Source organism: Burkholderia sp. WAC0059 (genome assembly GCF_002870125.1).
Lineage (GTDB): Bacteria > Pseudomonadota > Gammaproteobacteria > Burkholderiales > Burkholderiaceae > Paraburkholderia.
In genome coordinates this window covers 1-20419 of the sequence record NZ_PNEO01000032.1, presented here as the reverse complement: position 1 = coordinate 20419, position 20419 = coordinate 1, and the positions used below count along the sequence as shown (strand labels likewise).

The following is a 20419-nucleotide window of genomic DNA, read 5'->3' as shown; positions in this document are numbered from 1 at the left end:
GGGCTCCTGTCGGTTGGCCGCGCGCTCAGGCGTCGGCGAGTAAATGAGTCAGCGCCCGGCGATAGTCCGCGTACAGGCGCGCTTCGTCGCGATGGCGACGGCGCTCGACGATGCGCTCGCCGCCCACGAAAACGTCGAGCACGGGCGTCTCGCCATGTTCGCAGAACACGACGGACGAGAGCCACGTGCGCGGCCCCTGCTCCGCGAGGCCCGGATGCCGCGGGTCGAGCACGAGCCAGTCGGCGCGCGCGCCGCGCGCGAGCGTCCCGACCGCGCGGCCCGTCGCGGCGGCACCGCCCGCAAGCGCCGCGTCGAACAGGCGGTCGGCCACGTACACGGCGTCGGGCGCCGCAAGCACGTTGCGCTGCCGCCGCACGAGACGCTGGCCGTATTCGAGCAGGCGCAGCTCCGCGCGCCAGTCCACGCCGATGTGGCTGTCCGAGCCGATGCCGAACGCGCCGTGCGCGGCGAGATAGTCGTGCGCCGGGAAAATGCCGTCGCCGAGATTCGCCTCGGTCGTGAGGCACAGCCCCGCGACGGCCCCGCTGCGCGCGAGCGCGGCCGTCTCCCGCGCGTCGACGTGGGTCGCGTGCACGAGGCACCAGCGCGCGTCCACCTCGACGTGATCGAGCAGCCATTGCACGGGCCGCGCGCCCTCGCTCGCGAGGCAAGCCTCGACTTCGGCCGTCTGCTCCGCGATGTGCAGATGGACCGGCGCGCCGGGCAGATCAGCGTCGAGGCCCGCGAGCAGCGCATGCAGCGACGCCGACGACACCGCGCGCAGCGAATGCGGCGCCACGCCATAGCGCAGTGCGCCGTACTCGGGCCGCGCGCACCGCAGCGCGTCGACGAGCGCAAGCAGTTGCTCTGGCGTATTGACGAAGCGCTTCTGGTCGTCGCGCGACGGCTGCGCGCCGAAACCGCCGTACTGGTAAAGCACCGGCAGCATCGTCATGCCGATGCCGGCGTCGGCCGCCGCGTCGACGACGCGCTGCGCGAGTTCCGCCGGCCGCGCGTAAGGCCGGCCGTCCGGCGCGTGATGCACGTAGTGGAACTCGCAGACGGACGTATAGCCGGCCTTGAGCATCTCGACGTAGAGCCAGCCGGCGATCGCGCCGAGATCGTCGGGCGTGAGGCGCGCCGCGAAGCGATACATCAGGTCGCGCCAGCTCCAGAAGCTATCGGTCGGGTTGGCGCGGTATTCGGTGAGGCCCGCCATCGCGCGCTGGAACGCATGCGAGTGCAGGTTCGGCATGCCCGGCACGAGCGGACCGGCCGCCTGCGCGACGCCCTCCGGCACGTCGGGCAAGTCGGGCGTGACCTCGAGCAGCGTGCCGGCGGCGTCCCATTCGAGTAGTACATTGCGGCGCCAGCCGTCGGGCAGGCGGGCATACCCAGCGAAGAGCGCATGGGTTTCGGGCGTCGGCATCGTCCTGGCATTCATGAAATCAGGCTCCGCTCGCGGGCAATGGGTCAAGCACGACGACCAGCATCGCGCCGTCTCCGCGCGCTTCGACGGCGACCGCGTGCACCGCGTCGATGCGCAGGGTGTCGCCCGCCGTCAGCGCGACGCACTCGCCGCCGGCGACGCTCACGTCGAGCACGCCCTGAGCAGCGTGCAGCAATACGGTCTGTCCGCTCACGCTGCAACGCCCTGGCGTGCGCCAGACTTCGAGCGCGCCGTTTGCCGCGTCCCGACGCACCATCAAGTTAAAAACACGCACCGGGCCGCCGGCAAGCCGCGCGTCGATGCCGGACTCGCCGGCAAAGCGGGCCTTGTCGAGCGGACCGCTGAGCGTGTGCATCGCGCGAAGCGCATTGCCTCCGGCACGCGTCTCGTCCAGCAGCAAACCCGCGCCGTCGAGCAGCACCAGCGTGCGATCGACGCCCGCGAAGCGCGAGAACGGACCGGCCTGTGCGATCTCCGCGAGGCTCGCGCGCCACGCGAACGTGTCGGGCAATGCGCCATCGGACGGCCAGGCCGCGATTTCCCGCGTGATGCCGCCGCCGTTCTTCCACGGCGACGGCGTCAGGTCCGCACCGCGCCGCAGCGTGACGCGCGCGACCGTCGTCGTCGTGTTCATCGAATCGCCTCCACGCGTCCTGCGCTCATGCCCGCGACAGCACGGCTTGCAAAAAGCTCCGCGTGCGCGGATGCGAAGGCGAGGTGAAGATCGTCGAAGGCGGCCCCGCCTCGACGATCTCGCCGCCGTCCATCACCACCACCACGTCGGCCACCTCTTTCGCGAAACCCATCTCGTGCGTGACGACGAGCATGGTCATCCCCTCCGAGGCCAGCAGCTTCATCACCTGCAGCACTTCGCCGACGAGCTCCGGGTCGAGCGCCGAAGTCGGCTCGTCGAACAGCATCACGCGCGGCTGCATGGCGAGCGCACGCGCGATCGCGACACGCTGCTTCTGGCCGCCCGAAAGGCTCGCGGGCATGACGTGCGCCTTCTGCGCGAGCCCGACCTTCTCGAGCAGCGCGAGCGCGTCGGCCTCGGCCTGCGCCTTCGCGGCGCCGCGCAGCATGCGCGGCCCGACCGTGATGTTGTGCAGCACCGAGAGGTGCGGAAACAGGTTGAACGACTGGAACACCATGCCCACCTCGGTGCGCAGCGCATTGAGCGCGCGCTCCCCGAGCATGGCGCCCTCGTCGACGAGACGGCGGCCGCAGATGTCCACCGTGCCGCCCTCGGGCTGCTCGAGCCCATTGCAGCAGCGCAGGAACGTGCTCTTGCCCGAGCCGCTCGGGCCGATCACGACGACGACCTGCTGCGGCTCGATATCGAAGTCGATGCCGTCGAGCACGCGATGCGGGCCGAACGACTTGGTCAGTCCGCGAATGCGGACAATCGGCTGGGGCGCTTCGCTCATTGCACCATCCCTCCCGCGCGCAGACGGCGCTCGACGCGATGCAGCACGTAGTTGGTCGCCTGCGTGAGCACGAGGTAGACGAGTGCGATCACGAGATACACCTCCAGCGAACGATACGACACGCTGATGATCTTCTGGCCTTCGTGCATCAGGTCGTCGATCGTCAGCAGCGAGACGAGCGCGGAGTTCTTGATGAGCGCGATGAATTCGTTGCCGAGCGGCGGAATCATGCGCACGACGGCCTGCGGCAGGATGATGGCGCGCATCGCCTGCGCCGCCGACATGCCGATGGAACGCGCGGCCTCCGTCTGCCCGCGATCGACGGACTGTATCGCGCCGCGCACGATCTCGGACACGTAGGCGGCCGAATAGAGCCCGAGCCCCAGCACGCCGCACGCGAACGCCGGCAGCACGATGTTGAACTGCGGCAGGCCGAAGAACAGCAGGAATAGCTGCACAAGAAGCGGCGTGCCGCGGAAGAACACCAGGTAAGCCGAGCAGAAGCCGTAGACGAGACGGCGCCGCGGCGCGAGCCGGCCGATGCCGATCAGAAGCCCGAGCAGGCAGCTCAGCACGAGCGACGCGGCGGTCACCTCGACGGTGACGAGCGCACCGTGCGCGATGTCGGCCCAGCCGGCGATGGCCGGGGTGAAGTCCAGTTGCATGGCTCAGATCCGGCGGATCATTGCGCGCCGGCGGCGAACCACTTGTGCACGATCTGCGCGTAGGTGCCGTCCGCCTTGATCTTTTCGATGGCGGCGTTCAACTGGTCGCGCAGTTGCGGCTCGTCCTTGCGGACCGCGATGCCGTAGGCTTCCTTCGTCAGCTCCGTGTCGAGCACGCGAAAACCCGGCCGCGTACGCGCGAACTGCCAGGCCGCGGGCTTGCCCGTCACGACGGCGTCGACGCGGCCGATGCCGACGAGGTCGAACATTTCCTCGTTCGTCTCGACCTCCACGCGCGTGACCTGAGGGTAGTTGTCGCGCAGATAATTGACCGACTTCGTGCCGACCTGCACCGAGACCTTCTTGCCGTTGAGATCGGCGAGCGTCTTGATGGGCGAGTCGGCCTTCACGAGCGCGACGAGACCGCCCGCGAAGTACGGCTCGGTGAAGTCCACGACCTGGCTGCGCTCGGGCGTGATGTAGATGGCCGAAATCGCCACGTCGAAGCGATGCGCGATGAGGCCCGGAACCAGCCCCTTGAAGTCGATGTCGGTCCACTGAACCTGCTTGCCCATCGCCTGCGCGAGCGCGTTCATGAGGTCCACGTCGAAGCCGGTGCGCTGGCCGTTCTCCGTAAACTCCATCGGCGGGAACGTCGCGTCGGTCGCGACCTGAAGCACGTTCTGGCCTTGCGCGGCGGCCGTGCCCGGCGCGACGGCGGCGAGCATCGCGACGGACAGGCAAAGGGCGGACAGCAACGCTTTATGTAGTTTCATGCTCGGGCTCCTCGGCGGTTGGGTTTCGGGCGGTTTGGCATCTTCTGCAAAGGGTTCGAATCAATCGGCCTGCAGCCGGGCGGAAATGGCGTGGGCGGTGCGCACCGTCCAGTCGGCGAGCTGCGCCGCGCGGCCGGTCGCGCGCGAGGACGGCGCCATCAGCGTGATCGAGGCATTCGCGCCCGCGCTGCGCGTGACGCGCCGGAACACGGGCGCGCTCACGCCCCATACGCCCGGATCGACTTCGCTGTCGCTGACCGCGTAGCCCCGGGCACGGATCCGCTCCAGCTCCGCCTCGATCGCGGCGCGCCCGTCCGCGTCGTCGCCGAAGACGCGCTCGAGCGTCTCGACGCGCGTCTTGTCCGGCAGGAAAGCAAGCAGCGACTTCGCCGAAGCGCCCGCCCTGAGCGGCACCGCGCGCCCTTTCTCGAACGAGCAGCGCAGCGAGTGGGGGCTCTCGATCATCTCGAGGCAGACCACCTGGTCGTTGACGGCGACGACGAGTCCGACGCTCTCCTGCGAGGCCCGTGCGAGCTGCACCATGCCGTCGCGGCTCGCTTCGACGAGCAGCGAGTTGACGTCGAAGCCGAGCGCGAGCTGCAGGCTGACGGGGCCCGGCGCGTAATGGCCGGCATCCTCGGTCACGAAGCCCCAGCGCTTGAGCAGCGCGACCTGCCGGTAGAGCGTGCTCTGCGCGAGCCCCGTGGCGCCGACCATGTCCTTCACGGACATGGCCTTGCCGTGGCTGGCGAGCGCCGTGAGCACCAGCAGCAGGCGCTCCGCGCCGGTAACACCGGGTTCCTGTTTCACCTGAAAGACGCAAGCGGGATCGATGCAATCAGGATGACACGCCTCTCCCGCCGGTCAAAAATAGGATTCTCATTGGGCGGGAATTCATTGAGGGGGTTTTCCCTGGATTGGGAAGGGCCCCCCTCAATGAATTCCCGTCTGGCCCGTAAGCGCGGCAAGGCGACCCCGCTGAGAAAACGGGCTGCGGCCCCGCCAGCGCCATTCCGCCGCCGATGCGACAATGCTGCCTCGCACCAACCGGCCGCCGCGCCCCTGCGCGCGCCGCACGGGCCGGCTTCCCGACGGACGCGGCCCGCCGCTTTCCGCGGCGCAACGTCCGCGCCCGGCCCGCCCCCAACGCCACGCTCATTCATGACCGACGACACGCTCGCCCGCCCTGCCCCCGGGCGCCCCGCCGCAACCGGCGACGACGCGCGCAGCCACCACGGCTGGGCCCTCGTCGTGCTGCTCGTCGGCGCGCTCCTGCCGCCGCTCGACTACTTCATCGTCAATCTTGCGCTGCCGGCAATCCACGGAAGCCTCGCGGCCACCCCGGCGCAACTCGAGCTCGTCATCTCGGCGTACGCGTGCGCGAACGCCGTCACCCAGATCACGGGCGGCCGGCTCGGCGACCTGTACGGCCGCAAGCGCATGTTCATGCTGGGGATGGCGGGCTTCGTGCTGGCGTCGGCGCTGTGCGGCCTTGCGACGAGCGGCTCGACGCTCGTCGCCGGGCGCGTGCTGCAGGGCCTGTTCGCCGCGATCCTCGCCCCGCAGGTACTCGCCACGATCCGCAGCGTCTTCACCCCGCACGAGCAGGTGCGCGTGATGGGCTTCTACGGCTTCGTGTTCGGACTCGCGGCCGTCGTCGGCCAGCTCGGCGGCGGCGTGCTCATCACCCTGCATCCGTTCGGGCTCGGCTGGCGCGCGATTTTTCTCGTCAACGTGCCGATCGGCGCGCTGGCCCTCCTCGGCAGTTGGCGCTTCATTCCCGAAAGCCGGCCGCCGCGCGGCGCGCGCATCGACATGCCCGGCACGCTGCTGCTCTCGCTGTTTCTGCTGATGCTCGTCTATCCGCTCACGCGCGGGCGCGAAGACGGCTGGCCGGCCTGGATTCTCGCCTGTCTCGCCGGCTCGCTGCCCGTGCTCGCGCTGCTGCTCGCGGTGGAATGGCGACGACTCCTGGCCGGGCACGATCCGCTGCTGGACCTGCGCCTGTTCCGCAACCCGGTCGTGGCGCTGGGGCTCGCGCTCGCGTTCCTGTTCTACACGATGAGCGCGTTCTTCCTGAGCTACGGCATCTATCTGCAGGGCGGCCTGCACTGGACGCCGCTGGCCTCGGGCCTCGCCATCCTGCCGTTCGGAGGCGGCTTCCTCGCGGGACCGCTCCTGATGCCGCGTCTCGCGCACCGCTTCGGCAGTTACCGCGTGCTGACGCTCGGCTTCGCGCTGCTCGCCGCCGGCATCGGGACGGCCGCGGCGCTAGCCGCCCCGACCGCGCCGCAGTGGGGCTTCTATGCGGGGCTCGTCGCGACGGGCCTGGGCCAGGGGTTCGTGCTGCCCTCGGTCGTGCGCATCGTGCTGGCCGAGGTGGAGCCGGCCCGCGCCGGCGTCGCCTCGGGCATGGTCACCGCGACCCTGCAGATCGGCGCGGCGGTCGGCGCGGCCACGCTCGGCGGCCTCTTCTTCTCCGCGCTCGGCGCGCATCCCGCGCCGGCCGATTACGTGCACGGATTCAAGGCTTCGATGCACGCGCTCGCGGTCATCCTCTGCGCGTGCGTGCTGCTGTCGGCGACGCTCGGGCCGCTGCATCGCCAGCTGCATCCGCAGGCGTAGGAAACGGCCGCGGCCGCGCGGGCCAAGCCGCGTTCGCCGCGTCGATGGCGCGGCGCGTCTCGCGCTCGACCATGCGCGATACCGAGGCGATCCGCTCGCCCGTCGCGGGGTTGTGAACGCCGAATGCGGCGCCGTCTTCGGCCGCCTGCCATTCGCCGACGATCAAGGCTTTCCTCCGCAGCAGGGCGGCATCTTTCGGTTCATCGTGCCGCTTCGGTCCGCGGGAATCGCGAAGGACGCAACGCAACGGGGCGGCCGGCCCCGAACCGGCGTCCACCGCCCATTTGCGTCCGGCCGACGGCCTGCTTCACGCTCATCTACGCTCATTCGCCGCGAAACGCCGGGCGCCGCTTCTCGACGAACGCGGCCCGCCCTTCCGCGTAGTCGAAGCTGTGCGCGGCCCGCCGGACGGCCTCCTCGACGTCGTGCTCGCGCAACGCGCCGGTGCCGGCGGCGAGTGCGTTCAGGATCATCTTCGCGCCCGAGATCGAGAGCGGCGCGTTGTCCCGAAGCACGGCCGAGAATCTCCCGACGACCGCCCACAGATCGTCGCCCACCTCGTCGACGAAGCCCATGCGCAGCGCCGTCGCGGCATCGAAGCGTTCGGCCGTGTAGAGGATGCGCTTTGCGTGGGCGAGGCCGACGAGCGAAAGCAGCCGGCGCGTGCCGGCCGTACCGTAGACGATCGAAAGCCGCGCGGCCGGAATCGCGAACTGCGCGCCGGGCACGGCGAAACGGAAATCGCAGGCCATCGCCACGTTGCAGCCGCCGCCCATGCAAAAGCCGTTGATCGCGGCGAGGGTCGGCTTCGGGGCCGCCTCGATCGCGTTGCAGCAGCCGTCGAACGCGGCCTCGTACTCGACGACCTGCCGCTCGGTGGAACGGACCTCGGCGAATTCGGCGATGTCGGCGCCCGCGCAGAAGCTCTCGCCGGTCCCCGTGATCACGATCACGCGCACGTCGGCGCGGCGGCCGAGCGCGGCCACCGTCGCGCCGAGATTGCGCCACAACGCGAGCGTCAGCGCGTTGCGCTTGCCCGGCCGGTTGATCGTCACGGTCGCGACGCCGTCGCTCACGTCGAGCTTCAGTTCGGGATGCAGGTCAGGAGCGGCTTCGAGGGTATCGGATTTCATCGGTTCTTCCCGTCGGAAAATCGCGCGCGGCGGCGCGGCCAATCACGCATACGAATCAGCGAATCACGATGCCGCGACGGCGTCGACCCCGTACTGGCTGACGGCGCCGGACGCGACCAGCGCATCGATCTCCGCCTCGGCGAAGCCGAACTCGCGCAGGATCTCGACGCTATGCTGGCCGACGCGCGGCGGCGCGCCCGCCGCCGTGTGCGAGCGGCCGTTGAACAGCACCGGCAGGCCCAGCGCGCGCGCGCGGCCGCCGTCGGGCGCCTCGACGTCGACGACCATGCCGACCGCGCGCGACTGCTCGTGCTCGAGCGCTTCCCCGACATTCTGCACCGGCCCGGCCGGGATCGCCGCGTCGTCGAAGCGGCGCAGCCAGACCGCGAGGTCGTCCTCCCCGAGCACCGCGTCGATCAGCCCGGCGAGTTCGACGCGGTTCGCGAGGCGCAGGTCGGGCGTGTCGAAGCGCGGGTCGGTCTTCCATTCCGGATGGCCGAGCACGTCCGCGATGCGCTCCCAGTTCGCCTGGTTCGCGCCGCCGATCGCTACCCGTCCGTCGCGGCAGCGATAGACCTGATACGGCGCGATGAGCGGATGCGCGGTGCCCGCGGGCTTCGGCACGATGCCCTTCGAGAAGTAGCCGGCCGCGAACCAGTAGAGCTGCTGCATCGACGCCTGCAGCAGCGAGGTGTCCACGCGCTGCCCGCGCCCGGTACGAAGCCGGTGGATGTAGGCCGCGAGGATGCCGAGCGCGGCGAGAATGCCCGCGTTCACGTCGGCGATCGAGATGCCGGGCTTGACCGGCTCGCCGCCGTCCGGCCCCGTCACGCTGATGAGGCCGCTGAACGCCTGGAGGATCAGGTCGAAGCCGCCCTTGCCCGCGAGCGGACCGGTGCGGCCGTAGCCCGTGATCGAGCAGTAGATGAGCGCGGGATTCACTTCGCGCAGCGCCTCGTAGCCGAGGCCGAGCCGCTCCATCACGCCCTGGCGGAAGTTCTCGGTCAGCACGTCCGCCTGCGCGATCATGCGCGTGAGCGCCGCGCGGCCGGCCTCGCTCTTGACGTTGATGCCGATCGACCGCTTGCCGCGGTTGAGCATCATGAACGACGGCGGCAGGCCCGTGTCGCCCTGGCGCCGGTAGTTGCGCGAGTCGTCGCCCGCGGGGAATTTCTCGACCTTGTAGACCTCGGCGCCCATGTCGGCCAGCATCAGGCCGCAGGTCGGGCCGGCCATGATCTGCGAAAGTTCGAGCACCTTGACGCCCTGCAAGGGCAAATGGGTTTCATCCGGTATGCGATTCATCGTGGTTTTCCTGCAGTCGTGTCGATAGAAGATGGAAGAGAAAGCGAGCGCATCGAGCGGCGCGAAAATCGGCCGCGCCGACCCGGCCGTACCAATCCGGCCGCGCTAATCCGGCCGGGCTAACGGCGCTCCGCAACGGCCGCGCCCGGCTCGGCGCGCGGCGCATCGGCCAGCGCGGCGGCACGCGCGAGACGCGCGGGCGCCGGCACGATCGCGAGCAGCACGAGGCCGCCGCCGCACAGCACGACCGCCAGAAAATAGAGGCCCGGCGTCAGCGAGCCCGTGGCCTGTTTCAGGAGCCCGAGCACGTATGGCGAGACGATGCCCGAGGTGACGCCGATGCTGTTGACGAATGCGAGGCCGCCCGCCACGAGCGACGGCGCGATGAATGCGCCTGGCAACGTCCAGAACACGGGCAGCGTGGCCGACACGCCGACGGCGCCGACGCTCAGCAACAGCAGCGCCGCGACGAGCGGCAAATGCGGAATCGTCGAGAGCGCGAGGCCGGCGGCGCCCGCGAACGCGGTCGCCGCGAAATGCCAGCGCCGCTCGCCGGTGCGGTCCGAGTGACGCGCGATCAGCACCGTCGCGATCGCGGCCGAACCCCAGGGCACGACCGAATAGAGGCCGATGCGCAACACGTTGTCGACGCCGTAGCTCCGGATGATCGTCGGCACCCAGAAGTTGAGCGCGTAGATGCCGGAAGTCGCGCAGAAGAACACGAGGCCGAACAGGTAGACCTTCGGTTCGCGCAGCAGCGAGCCGGCCGTCTCGCCGCCGAGCTTCATGCGCGTGACGGCGCGGTCCTGCGCATGCGCCGCCTCGAGCGCGCCCAGCTCCTCGCGCGTGAGCCACTTCGCCTCTCCCGGACGGTCGCAGAGGAAAACGAAGCACGCGAGCCCCATCACGCAGCTCGGCAGTCCTTCGAGCAGGAAGATCCATTGCCAGCCGGCGAGGCCGCCGTGCCCGTCGAGCGCGCTCAGGATCCAGCCCGACAGCGGCCCGACCACGACGCCCGCCACGACGATGCCCGAGGCGAAGATCGCGATGGCCTTGCTGCGCCGGTCGAGCGGCAGCCAGGTGCTCAGGAAGTAGATGACGCCGGGGTAATAGCCGGCCTCGAGCGCGCCGAGCAGCAGGCGGCCCGCGTAGAACTGGCCCGGCGTGCGCACGAACAGCATGGCCGCCGAGCAGACGCCCCAGCCCAGCATGATCGAGCAGAACGTGCGCCGCGCGCCCCAGCGCCGCAACACGAGGTTGGCCGGAATCTCGCAGATCACGTAGGTGACGAAGAAGAGGCTGGCGCCGAGCCCGTAGGCCGCGTCGGAGAAGTGCAGCGCCTCGCGCAGTTGCAGTTGCGCGAACGCGATGTTGAAGCGGTCCATCGAGCAGAACACGTAGCTCAGGAACAGCACCGGCGTGAGCCGCCACAGAATCTTGCTGCAGGCGGACTCGCGCGCGGCCCCGGCAGGCGGCCGATCGGGTGGCATGGGGTGTCTCCTGTCATGTCGTCATGTTGGTCATGCGCGAGACGACAGGCCGGAACCCGCCCGGAACAACCGACGGCGCGGCGCCGTCTCACGCATTGCCGCGAGTATAGAAACGCGGATCAGCGCGAACAAATATGGAATATGGATCGGTCGATAACGATTTCTTATCGACCGGCGTCATCGACCGGCCCGGCGACGCGCGGCAAGGGCCGCCGCCGGCCGGCCCGGCGCCGCGATCGTCGACACGCCGGTCCACTGTCCCGACGCCAGCAGGTCGTCGAAGATCTCGATCACGGCGGCGCGCACGAGCTCGGCCGCGCGGCTCAGCGGCAGCGTGTCGGACACGCACAGCGCGAGCTCGCGCTGCAACGAGCGCCCCGTCACGGGCAGCGCGGCCACGCTGCCGTGCTGCACCTCGCCGGCGATCGCGGACCACGGCAGCACCGTCCAGCCGAGACCGGCCGCGACGAGCCGGATCAGCATGTCGGTCGCGCTCACCTCGCTCACGAGCCGGTACTTCAGATGCTCGTCGAGGAAAGCCGCCTCGACGCGCTGGCGGATCGTGCTCGGCACGCTCGGCAGGATCAGCGGATGCTGCGCGATCTCCTTCACGCGCAACGACTTTTTGTTGCGCGCATCCTCGGGCGGCAGCACCACGTAAAGCTCCTCGAGCAGGATCGGCTCAATCGCGACGCCGCGGCGCGGCTGCGCGTCGACGGCGATCGAGATGTCGAGCTTGCCGCCCGCCACGAGATCGACGAGCTCGGCGCTCGGCCGCTCCACGATCTCGAGCAGGATGCCCTCGGCGTTCGAGAGCGAACGCAGCAGCGGCGTCGCGAGCAGCTTGCCCGTGCTGCCCGGAATGCCGATCGAGGCCCGGCCGCTCGGATGCGCGGCCTCGCTCGAGACGGCCGCACGCACGTCGTCGAACTGCCGGAGCAGCGACTTCGCATGCCGGTACAGCACGTCGCCCGACTGCGTGGGCCGCACGCCCTGCACGCTGCGGTCGAACAGGCGCGTGCCGAGTTCGGCCTCGAGATTGGCGATCTGCTGGCTGAGCGCGGGCTGCGCGATGCTCAGCGATTCGGAAGCGCGCGTCATGTTGCCGAGTTCGGCGATCCGCACGAAATACCTGAGCTGTCTGAAATCCATGCCGGGCTCCGGGGCGGGCCGGCGAGAAGACGCCGGCCGTTCATTGATAAGCCGATGCGATAGGCCTATACGTTTTCCATATTTTCATTCTATCAACCCCGGACCTATACTCCGCCGCATGCCGACAAGACGGCCCGCCGCGCAAGACGGCCGGGCGGCGCGGCGACAAATTACGACAATCACGACGGAGACACGATGAACACCTCGGCGCAGCCTCTCGCGCCGGCGGCCGGCGAAACGACGACGCAAGGCAGGCTCCAGCGTCGCGTCATCTTCGCCTCGTCGCTCGGCACGATGTTCGAGTGGTACGACTTCTTCCTCGCCGGCTCGCTGGCCGTGCAGATTTCCCGCAGCCTCTTCTCCGGCGTCAACCCGGCCGCGGCGTTCGTCTTCACGCTGCTCAGCTTCGCCGCGGGCTTCGCGGTCCGGCCGTTCGGCGCGCTCGTGTTCGGCTACGTCGGCGACGTGGTCGGGCGCAAGTACACGTTCGTCGTCACGATCGCGGTGATGGGCCTCTCCACGTTCGTGGTCGGGTTGCTGCCCGGCTATGCGCAGATCGGCATGGCGGCGCCGGTGCTGTTCGTCGCGATGCGGATGCTGCAGGGGCTCGCGCTCGGCGGCGAATACGGCGGCGCCGTGGTCTACGTCGCCGAGCACGTGGCGAACCGCGAGCGCGGCGAGAAAACCGCGTGGATCCAGGCCACGGCCGCGCTCGGCCTGCTGCTCTCGCTCGCGGTGATCCTGCCCACGCGCGACCTGCTCGGCGAGACCGCGTTCGCGGCCTGGGGCTGGCGCGTGCCGTTCCTCGTCTCGCTCGTGCTGCTGCTCGTCTCGCTGCGCATCCGCCTCAAACTGCGCGAATCGCCGGAATTCGCGGCGATGAAAGCCGAGGGCACGCTCTCGCGCGCGCCGCTCGCCGAGGCCTTCGGCCAGTGGCGCAACGCGCGGCTCGTCGTGCTCGCGCTGTTCGGCATCGTGATGGGACAGGCCGTGGTCTGGTACGCGAGCCAGTTCTACACGATGTTCTTCCTGACCCAGACGCTCAAGGTGGACGGCGGCACCTCGAACCTGCTCATCGTCGTCGCCACCGTCGTCACGACGCCGTTCTACGTGCTGTTCGGCAAGCTGTCCGACCGCATCGGCCGCAAGCCCGTGTTTCTCGCCGGGTGTCTGCTCGCCGCGCTGTTCTTCTTTCCGCTCTTCAAGGCGCTCACGCACTACGCGAACCCCGGCCTCGAACGCGCGCAGCAGCGCGCGCCGATCGTCGTGATGGCCGATCCGGCCGCCTGCCACTTCCAGTTCAACCCCGTGGGCACGGCGCGCTTCACCACGTCGTGCGACGTCGTGCGCAGCGCCGTCGCCCGCGCGGGCCTCAACTACGTGAGCCAGCCGCTGCCGGCCGGCTCGACGGCGCAGATCGACGTCGGCGGCGTGCGGATTCCGGGGTTCGACGGCACCGGCCCCGCGGCCGCCGCGAAGACCGCGCAGCTCGACGACGCCCTCGGTCAAGCGCTGAAGGCGGGCGGCTACGCCGTCGGCCCGGCCGACCCCGCGCACATCAACAAGCCGATGACGGTGCTCGTGCTGATCGTGCTGATGCTGTTCGGCACCATGACCTACGGCCCGATCGCGGCGATGCTGGTCGAGCTGTTCCCATCGCGCATCCGCTACACGGCCCTGTCGCTGCCCTATCACATCGGCATCGGCTGGTTCGGCGGCTTCCTGCCGGCCGCGTCGTTCGCGATCTCCGCCGCGACCGGCAACCTCTATTCGGGGCTCTGGTATCCCGTCGTCCTCGCGGCGGCCTGCTTCGTGATCTGCCTCGTGTGCGTGCGCGAAAGCCGGAACGCGAACATCTACTCGACGCGGGCCGAACGCCGCGCCGAGGCGTGAGCCCCTTCAACCCTTCGCATTCAAAGAGCCACACGGGAACACACGACCATGTCCATCGCTTCGTCGAACGGCGTCAACCTCTATGTCGAATCCACGGGCGAAGGCGTGCCCATCGTCTTCGTCCACGAGTTCGCGGGCGACTATCGCAACTGGGAAAACCAGGTGCGCTTCTTCGGCCGCCGGTATCGCTGCGTCACGTTCAACGCGCGCGGCTATCCGCCCTCGGACGTGCCGCAGGACGTCGGGCAGTACAGCCAGCAGCACGCCGTCGACGACATCGCGAACGTGATGCGCAGCGAAGGCATCGAACGCGCGCACATCGTCGGCCTCTCGATGGGCGGCTACGCGACGCTGAACTTCGGCCTCGCGTATCCGCAGATGGTGCGCTCGCTCGTCGTGGCGGGCGCGGGCCACGGCTCCGATCCGGCCACGCGCGAGCCGTTCCTGCGCGACAGCGCCCAGCTCGCCGACCGGCTCGTCACGCTCGGCATGGAGCAAGGCATCGTCCACTACGCGAACAGCGCGATCCGCCGCCGCTACCGGGAAAAGGACCCGCGCGGCTTCGACGAATTCAACCGGCAGTTCGCGGGCCACTCGGCGCTGGGTTCGTCGCTGACGACGCTCGGCTGCCAGTTGCGCCGCCCGACGATCTACGCGCTCGAGGACCGGCTCAGACACATGACGGTGCCGACGCTAATCGTGACCGGCGACGACGACGAGCCCTGCCTCGAACCGGCGCTCTTCATGAAGCGCACGCTGCCGGACGCGCGGCTCTGGGTCGTGCCGCGCACGACGCACGCCGTCAATCTCGAGGAACCCGACGCGTTCAACCGCGTCGTGCTCGACTTCATCGCCGACGTCGACCGTCGCCTCGACCGCTGAGCGCACCATGGACCTGCAACTGAAAGACAGACTCGTCCTCGTGACGGGCGGCACGCGCGGCATCGGCCTCGCGTGCGCGCAGGCCTTCCTGCGCGAGGGCTGTCGCGTGACCATCGTGGGCAGCCGGCCCGAGTCGGTCGGGGCGGCCCTGCAAACGCTCGCGGCCGAACACGGCGAACGCGCGGACGGCGTCTGCGTCGATCTCGGCCAACGCGGCGCCGTGGCGCAACTGCGCGAGCGCCTCGGCAACGTCGACGTGCTCGTCAACAACGCGGGCGCGATTCCGGGCGGCGGCCTCGAGCGCGTCGACGACGAAACCTGGCGCGCGGCCTGGGAGCTCAAGGTCTACGGCTACCTCGACACCACGCGCGCGGCCCTGCCCGCGATGATGGCGCGCGGCGCGGGCGTCATCGTCAACGTCATCGGCATTGCGGGCGCCGCGCCGCGTTACGACTATCTGTGCGGCTCGATGGCCAATGCGGCGCTGATCAGCTTCACCGAGGCGCTCGGCGCGCACTCGAATTCGCGCGGCGTGCGCGTGCTCGGCGTGAATCCCGGCCCGACCGAAACCGACCGGCTCGTCACGCTGGCGCGCGCGCGTGCGAAGGAACGCTTCGGCGACGAGTCGCAATGGCCGCAGATGCTCTCGCACCTGCCGTTCGGACGCGCGACGCGCGCCGACGAAATCGCCGACCTCGTCGTGTTCCTCGCGTCGCCGCGCGCGTCCTACCTGAGCGGCGTCGTCGTCGACGCGGACGGCGGCGCGCTCTACGCTTCTCACTGAGCCCTCCATTCGACAGGACTTCCCCATGAGCGACTTCGCCTTCGAAACCACCCCGAAGATTCTTTGCCAGCAAGGCGGCGCGGCCCGCCTGCACGAACTCGTCGCAAGCCGCGGCGCGCAGCGCGTGTTCGTCGTCACCGATCGCGGGCTGCTCGACGCGGGCGTCGCCGGCGGCGTCGTGAACGCGCTCGAGCAGGCCGGCCTCGACGTCGCGGTGTTTCCCGACGTGCTGGCCGACCCGCCCGAGCACAAGGTGCTCGAGGCCGTCGAGGCCGCGCGCGCCGCCCGTGCCGAGTTCGTGATCGGCCTCGGCGGCGGCAGCTCGATGGACACCGCCAAGCTCGTCGCGCTGCTCGCGCGCACGCCGCAGCCGCTCGACGCGATCTACGGCATCGGGCTCGCGAAAGGTCCGCGGTTGCCGCTGGTCCAGGTGCCGACCACGGCCGGCACCGGCTCCGAGGTCACGCCGATCTCGATCGTCACCACGCCGGGACTCGAAAAGAAGGGGGTCGTTTCGCCGCTGCTGTACCCGGACGCGGCCGTGCTCGACAGCACGCTCACGCTCGGCCTACCGCCGGCCGTGACGGCAATGACGGGCGTGGACGCGATGGTCCACGCCATCGAGGCGTACACGAGTCGCCTCAAGAAAAATCCGCTGTCCGACACGTTCGCCGTGAAGGCGCTGCAACTGCTCTATCGCAACATCGGTTCGGCCGTCGCGGACGGCAAGGACCCGGCCGTGCGCGAGCGGATGCTGCTCGGCTCGCTGATGGCCGGCATCGCCTTCGCGAACGCGCCCGTCGGCGCGGTCCACGCGCTCGCCTATCCGCTCGGCGGGCACTATCATCTGCCGCACGGCCTCACCAACTCGCTGATGCTCGGCCCGACGCTGCGCTTCAACCTGCGCGATGCCGCGCCGCTCTATGCTGAACTGGGCCGGGCGATCCTGCCCGAAACCGCCGGGCTCGCGCCGGACGCAGCGGCTCAGGCGTTCGTCGAGGCGATCTGCGCGACGGTGCGAACCATGCCGTACGCGCAGACGCTGCGCGAGGCCGGCGTGGCGCAGGACGACCTGCCGATGCTGGCGCGCGACGCGATGAACGTACAGCGCCTGCTCGTCAACAATCCGCGCGAGGTCGCGCTCGACGACGCGCTCGCGCTGTACCGCGAAGCCTACTGACGAAGACGACGACGATGAGCCAGCCGACGACCCCGCGCGACGCGACGCGCGCCGACTTCCCGCACCTCGCCGAAATCCCGACGCGCTGGATGGACAACGACCTCTACGGGCACGTGAACAACGTCACCTACTACAGCTACTTCGACACGGCGGTCAACGCGTTCCTGATCGAGCGCGGCGTGCTCGACATCCACGGCGGCGAGACGGTGGGCTTCGTCGTCGAGAGCGGCTGCTCGTATTTCGCGCCGATCGCGTTCCCGGACCGGCTGCAGGTAGGCCTGCGCGTCGCGCGCATCGGCAGCTCGAGCGTGCGCTACGAGCTCGGCATCTTCCGCAACGACGAGCCGGCGGTCTGCGCGGCCGGGCACTTCGTCCACGTCTACGTGGACCGGCGCAGCACGCGACCCGTGAAGGTGCCCGAGCCGATGCGCGCGGTATTGCGAACCATTGCGCTCGCCGGCGCCGAAGGGTAAAGGGCGAACCCGCCGGGCCGCCCGAAACGCGCGGCAACCGCGGGAAAATCGACGCGACCCGCGTCGATCCGCCGGCCACGTCGATACGTCAGAACGCAACGCTAGTCCGCACGCCGAGCACGAGTTCGTTGCCGATGCGCCGGGCCGGATTGTCCGGGTCCGGCAGGCCGCCGCCCGGGTGGAACACGTACTGCGCGTCGCCCTGCAGTTGCCACCACGGCGTGATCTGATACTGGTACGTGGCTTCGACCACCGTCTCGGCGCCGCGCGACGGATAGCCGGGCACGTCGTAGGCGGCTTCGGCGCTGGCCAGATCCTGCGCGTGCGAGCCGATCTGCGCGTAGCCCACGGCGAGGCCGGCCACGTCGTTGTCTCGTCCCGCGAACGGCGCCTTCATCGTCACCCCGGCGTTCATGCCCAGATCGACGAGATTGCGATCGCCGGGCGCGCCCATCAGGCGCGCGAACAGGTTGATCGAGCGCGGACTGTCGGCCGACGGGCGCCACGCCATCTGGTCGGCGACGGCGTAGACGCTGTAGTCGCCGCGATAGGTGCCGGGCACGCCCGTGCCGGCCGGATTCGCCAGCGACTGGCCCGCGCTGTCGAAGCCCGGGTCGGTGAAGCGGCCGCTGTCGTACCAGAACCCGAGCTTGTAGGTGCCGGGCAGGCCCGTCGGTTGCGGACCGGACGAGCCGGACGGCGCCGGGTTGATCGCGTACTGCACTTCGCCGATGACGAGCGCGCCGTCATGCAGGTTGAAGTTCGTGCCGCTCGGGTCGAGCTGCTGCGGATCGCCCGCGCCGCTGCCGGCCGGACTGTCGTCGAAGACGCCGGCGAGCACCGTGATCGCGTCGCTCGGCATGGCGCGCAGGCGCACGCCGAGCGACGAGAGCGGATAGGCCGGGCCGCCGTCGGGCAAATCGACGGTCGGCAGCGCGGACCAGCCGAACGTCGCGTTCATGAAGACCCCCGCGTTCTGGCTCGCCATGAACTCCTGGTCGAGGCTCTGCTGGCCGACCTTCACGTCGACCTTGCCGCCCAGAAGCGACTGCTGATACCAGAGTTCCCAGAGGCGCGTCGCGTCGTCGGCCTCGAGGCCGCTCGCGCTTTGCAGCGTATCGAGGTTCTGCTCCGACAGGTTGCTGCCGTGAATCTGCAGGCCCGACACGTTGAACGTGCCGCCGGGCAGGCCGAACGCCTTCTGCGTATCGACGCCGAGGCTAAACTCGGTCAGGCCGTCGTAGGCGCCGCCGCGCCTGGTTCCGCCCGACAGGTTGCTCAGGTATTCGCCCGTTTCCTGCAGGCCGATCGTCACGCCGTAGTTGCCGAGCCACGTGCGCAGGCCACCCATGTCGCCGAGCAGGTTCGAGCGGTCCCAGAAACCCGTGGACGCCGGCGCGGATGCGGCAGATGCAGACGCAGCGGTGGCGCCCGCTGCGGGAAGCGGTGCCGCCGGCGCGACGTTCGCGGTGGCCGCAAGGCTCGCGGCGTCGCCCGAGGCTTGCGCGAACGCGTTCGGGACCATGCCCGGCCCGAGCAGCATGAGGAGCCCGAGCGGGCCACAGGCAATCAGCAGTCTGTTCTTCAGATTGTTTTTCATGGCGAGTAGGTCGATCTCGCTGGATCGTGACGAAAACGCCCGGCGCAATGCCGGATTGAGCATGCGTTGCTTGACGCGACCGTGACGCAACCGCATGAGCCCTCGTTCCGATGCGGGAATCGGACGGCGCATTGTCGGTACGGCCAAACGACGAGCGTGCGATGCCCCCTCGCGAGACGACGTTGCGACAGGCGATCGGACGTAAAAACAGAGAAAGCGTGCGACGGACGAACCGGCGCCGGGCCGGTCGGGGATGAGGCGCGCTAACCCGACTTGTGCGAGTTAGCGGCGAAGACCTGAAATGTCTGGCTGCTATCTCGCGGCGGTGTCGCCGGCGTTCGCCGGCATCGGACTTCCACGACCAGAACATGCGTCCACGAGGGACCCCTTTCGATGAGACGGGCGCATTGTATGCGGGCGAGGCGAAAAATCACAAGTAAAAAAAACGCGAAATTTTCGCAGTGCCTTTCGCCTTCCATTCCTTTCAATTCGGATTGCTTCTCATTTTATGGGGCGTCCCGGCGAGGAGGGTTTCCGGAGCAGGCCGATGCTTTTCATAACCCTTTCTTTTTTGCCAATTGAAAGGATCGGCAGGCGTTTCCAGAGAGCTGTTTTTCATGCTCCGTCGCTTCCCATTCTTTCTGCCATGCCAGGCAATTTCGCGTTGACTTCCCTTTCGAGGCCCGCTTAAAATCGCCCGACTTTACGAAAAGGGGCCGACGCCTTGGACAGTTGCAGTAGTCGATCTTCAACCTGTTTCGCCGCCTGAGCGGCAGGACGTCAGCGCCCTTCCATTCGCCGCCGTCCTGCCAGCAGGCAAGACGGTGCGCGCCGCAGTTGCCCGCTCTACCCTTTGCGTACCCGTTGTCGGCGTCGCCGGAACGCATGCGTTCGCGCGCGTGCTTTTCGCGTGACCTCGCGCCGTAAGCGCGCGCTTACGGCGGCGTTTTCCCGTGCCCCCGGCGTTTCGCGCCCGGGCCATGCGGGTCAGCGCGTCAACCGCGCCGAAAAGGAGCCGGCCAGAAGCCTGCCCGTCCGACTCGCCGTTTTGCCCCGCTCCGGTCTTCTCCGGAAAAGCGGGTTTTCTCGCGTCGAGTCGAATTCGTGTCACATCTGGAAGCGACCATCGCAGGTTGGGCGCTTCCGGATGCCCGCGAAGCCCGAACGCCGCGAAGCCCGAACGGTTTCCGGGCCGCTTCGTCAGTCCAACCATCCGTGTTCAGTCATGGCTTACTTCAACATAGAAGATCGGCCGGTCGTCCCCGCAGGCGACCCCGCGTACAACACAAACACGACGGCGCCGGGCGTCGTCCGCTCTTGCCAGGGAGACCGCTGATGGAATTCGGATTCAACCTCAACCGGACGGCGAACGCGTCGGCGTGGCGGCTGCTGCCCAACGGGTGGGACTTTGTGACGTTCCCGCTGATCATCTGCGTGATTGCGCTGTTCGCGATCGGGTTTCACCAGACGATGGCGCCGATGTCCACGCTCCGGACCCAGGTCATCTCGCTGGACCCGGCCATGCTCCCCGAGTACGCGCTGCGCACCATCCTGCGCATGCTCGCGGCCATGTTCGCCTCGCTC

Annotated in this window: 17 protein-coding genes and 2 pseudogenes; 7 read left to right on the top strand and 12 right to left on the bottom strand. The window is 69.2% G+C overall.

Annotation, left to right across the window (positions count from 1 at the left end; genetic code table 11):
- Positions 1-25 precede the first annotated feature (25 nt).
- Genes CY652_RS22525 through CY652_RS22500 form a run of 6 tightly spaced genes read right to left on the bottom strand, consistent with a single transcriptional unit; the run spans position 26 to position 5128 of the window.
- Positions 26-1444: a formimidoylglutamate deiminase gene (locus CY652_RS22525; protein WP_258002418.1), complete on the bottom strand. Its 1419-nt coding sequence runs from the start codon at positions 1442-1444 to the stop codon at positions 26-28.
- 4 nt (positions 1445-1448) lie between these two features.
- Positions 1449-2084 (bottom strand): HutD/Ves family protein, encoded by a 636-nt coding sequence (locus CY652_RS22520; protein ID WP_102132931.1) that lies wholly within the window; start codon positions 2082-2084, stop codon positions 1449-1451.
- 25 nt (positions 2085-2109) lie between these two features.
- Positions 2110-2877 carry an amino acid ABC transporter ATP-binding protein gene (locus CY652_RS22515; protein WP_102132930.1) on the bottom strand — a complete coding sequence of 256 codons (768 nt, stop codon included), beginning with the start codon at positions 2875-2877 and terminating at the stop codon, positions 2110-2112.
- Positions 2874-3542, bottom strand: a complete 669-nt coding sequence (locus tag CY652_RS22510) for an amino acid ABC transporter permease (RefSeq protein ID WP_102132929.1) — start codon at positions 3540-3542, stop codon at positions 2874-2876. The genes CY652_RS22515 and CY652_RS22510 overlap by 4 nt, the downstream gene beginning before the upstream one ends.
- A 17-nt stretch (positions 3543-3559) precedes the next feature.
- On the bottom strand, positions 3560-4318 hold the full coding sequence (locus CY652_RS22505) for a transporter substrate-binding domain-containing protein (RefSeq protein ID WP_102132928.1): 759 nt from the start codon (positions 4316-4318) through the stop codon (positions 3560-3562).
- Positions 4319-4378: 60 nt separating this feature from the next.
- Positions 4379-5128, bottom strand: coding sequence for an IclR family transcriptional regulator (locus CY652_RS22500; RefSeq protein ID WP_102132927.1), 750 nt, complete (start codon positions 5126-5128; stop codon positions 4379-4381).
- Between the two features lie 351 nt (positions 5129-5479).
- Here CY652_RS22500 and CY652_RS22495 point away from each other — a divergent pair, with 351 nt between their 5' ends.
- Entirely contained in the window at positions 5480-6943 is a 1464-nt protein-coding gene (locus CY652_RS22495; RefSeq protein WP_102132926.1) for an MFS transporter, read from the top strand.
- Positions 6944-6959: 16 nt separating this feature from the next.
- Here the strand turns inward: CY652_RS22495 and CY652_RS24980 are convergent.
- From CY652_RS24980 to CY652_RS22475, 5 genes and pseudogenes are all read right to left on the bottom strand, one after another.
- A pseudogene (locus CY652_RS24980) lies at positions 6960-7190 on the bottom strand (hypothetical protein); the annotation flags it as partial.
- Positions 7191-7266: 76 nt separating this feature from the next.
- The gene (locus CY652_RS22490; RefSeq protein ID WP_102132925.1) at positions 7267-8076 is read right to left on the bottom strand and encodes an enoyl-CoA hydratase-related protein; all 810 of its coding nucleotides are present in this window, start codon (positions 8074-8076) and stop codon (positions 7267-7269) included.
- 63 nt (positions 8077-8139) lie between these two features.
- Positions 8140-9381 carry a CaiB/BaiF CoA transferase family protein gene (locus CY652_RS22485; RefSeq protein ID WP_102132924.1) on the bottom strand — a complete coding sequence of 414 codons (1242 nt, stop codon included), beginning with the start codon at positions 9379-9381 and terminating at the stop codon, positions 8140-8142.
- A gap of 119 nt (positions 9382-9500) precedes the next feature.
- Positions 9501-10871 (bottom strand): MFS transporter, encoded by a 1371-nt coding sequence (locus CY652_RS22480; protein WP_102132923.1) that lies wholly within the window; start codon positions 10869-10871, stop codon positions 9501-9503.
- Positions 10872-11048: 177 nt separating this feature from the next.
- Positions 11049-12023 (bottom strand): LysR substrate-binding domain-containing protein, encoded by a 975-nt coding sequence (locus CY652_RS22475; RefSeq protein ID WP_102132922.1) that lies wholly within the window; start codon positions 12021-12023, stop codon positions 11049-11051.
- A 195-nt stretch (positions 12024-12218) separates the two neighbouring features.
- Between CY652_RS22475 and CY652_RS22470 the strand changes: the two genes are divergently transcribed.
- The 5 genes from CY652_RS22470 to CY652_RS22450 are packed head-to-tail and all read left to right on the top strand — an operon-like array spanning position 12219 to position 17235.
- The gene (locus CY652_RS22470) at positions 12219-13916 is read left to right on the top strand and encodes an MFS transporter (RefSeq protein ID WP_102132921.1); all 1698 of its coding nucleotides are present in this window, start codon (positions 12219-12221) and stop codon (positions 13914-13916) included.
- A 48-nt stretch (positions 13917-13964) separates the two neighbouring features.
- The gene (locus tag CY652_RS22465; RefSeq protein ID WP_102132920.1) at positions 13965-14798 is read left to right on the top strand and encodes an alpha/beta fold hydrolase; all 834 of its coding nucleotides are present in this window, start codon (positions 13965-13967) and stop codon (positions 14796-14798) included.
- 7 nt (positions 14799-14805) lie between these two features.
- On the top strand, positions 14806-15582 hold the full coding sequence (locus CY652_RS22460) for a short-chain dehydrogenase/reductase (RefSeq protein ID WP_102132919.1): 777 nt from the start codon (positions 14806-14808) through the stop codon (positions 15580-15582).
- 25 nt (positions 15583-15607) lie between these two features.
- Positions 15608-16762, top strand: coding sequence for an iron-containing alcohol dehydrogenase (locus tag CY652_RS22455; protein WP_102132918.1), 1155 nt, complete (start codon positions 15608-15610; stop codon positions 16760-16762).
- Positions 16763-16776: 14 nt separating this feature from the next.
- Positions 16777-17235, top strand: coding sequence for an acyl-CoA thioesterase (locus tag CY652_RS22450; protein WP_102132917.1), 459 nt, complete (start codon positions 16777-16779; stop codon positions 17233-17235).
- Between the two features lie 88 nt (positions 17236-17323).
- Here the strand turns inward: CY652_RS22450 and CY652_RS22445 are convergent, their stop codons facing one another.
- Positions 17324-18835, bottom strand: coding sequence for a carbohydrate porin (locus tag CY652_RS22445; protein WP_102132942.1), 1512 nt, complete (start codon positions 18833-18835; stop codon positions 17324-17326).
- A 1335-nt stretch (positions 18836-20170) separates the two neighbouring features.
- Between CY652_RS22445 and CY652_RS22440 the strand changes: the two are divergent.
- A pseudogene (locus tag CY652_RS22440) lies at positions 20171-20419 on the top strand (sulfonate ABC transporter permease); the annotation flags it as partial.

What these genes read in the sequence shown, in the direction of transcription:
- CY652_RS22515 (WP_102132930.1), bottom strand. Translation starts at nt 2,877, where the DNA reads ATGAGCGAAGCGCCCCAGCCGATTGTCCGCATTCGCGGACTGACCAAG.
- CY652_RS22520 (WP_102132931.1), bottom strand. Translation starts at nt 2,084, where the DNA reads ATGAACACGACGACGACGGTCGCGCGCGTCACGCTGCGGCGCGGTGCG.
- CY652_RS22450 (WP_102132917.1), top strand. Translation starts at nt 16,777, where the DNA reads ATGAGCCAGCCGACGACCCCGCGCGACGCGACGCGCGCCGACTTCCCG.
- CY652_RS22495 (WP_102132926.1), top strand. Translation starts at nt 5,480, where the DNA reads ATGACCGACGACACGCTCGCCCGCCCTGCCCCCGGGCGCCCCGCCGCA.
- CY652_RS22525 (WP_258002418.1), bottom strand. Translation starts at nt 1,444, where the DNA reads ATGAATGCCAGGACGATGCCGACGCCCGAAACCCATGCGCTCTTCGCT.
- CY652_RS22490 (WP_102132925.1), bottom strand. Translation starts at nt 8,076, where the DNA reads ATGAAATCCGATACCCTCGAAGCCGCTCCTGACCTGCATCCCGAACTG.
- CY652_RS22485 (WP_102132924.1), bottom strand. Translation starts at nt 9,381, where the DNA reads ATGAATCGCATACCGGATGAAACCCATTTGCCCTTGCAGGGCGTCAAG.
- CY652_RS22505 (WP_102132928.1), bottom strand. Translation starts at nt 4,318, where the DNA reads ATGAAACTACATAAAGCGTTGCTGTCCGCCCTTTGCCTGTCCGTCGCG.
- CY652_RS22445 (WP_102132942.1), bottom strand. Translation starts at nt 18,835, where the DNA reads ATGAAAAACAATCTGAAGAACAGACTGCTGATTGCCTGTGGCCCGCTC.
- CY652_RS22465 (WP_102132920.1), top strand. Translation starts at nt 13,965, where the DNA reads ATGTCCATCGCTTCGTCGAACGGCGTCAACCTCTATGTCGAATCCACG.
- CY652_RS22510 (WP_102132929.1), bottom strand. Translation starts at nt 3,542, where the DNA reads ATGCAACTGGACTTCACCCCGGCCATCGCCGGCTGGGCCGACATCGCG.
- CY652_RS22460 (WP_102132919.1), top strand. Translation starts at nt 14,806, where the DNA reads ATGGACCTGCAACTGAAAGACAGACTCGTCCTCGTGACGGGCGGCACG.
- CY652_RS22455 (WP_102132918.1), top strand. Translation starts at nt 15,608, where the DNA reads ATGAGCGACTTCGCCTTCGAAACCACCCCGAAGATTCTTTGCCAGCAA.
- CY652_RS22470 (WP_102132921.1), top strand. Translation starts at nt 12,219, where the DNA reads ATGAACACCTCGGCGCAGCCTCTCGCGCCGGCGGCCGGCGAAACGACG.
- CY652_RS22475 (WP_102132922.1), bottom strand. Translation starts at nt 12,023, where the DNA reads ATGGATTTCAGACAGCTCAGGTATTTCGTGCGGATCGCCGAACTCGGC.
- CY652_RS22480 (WP_102132923.1), bottom strand. Translation starts at nt 10,871, where the DNA reads ATGCCACCCGATCGGCCGCCTGCCGGGGCCGCGCGCGAGTCCGCCTGC.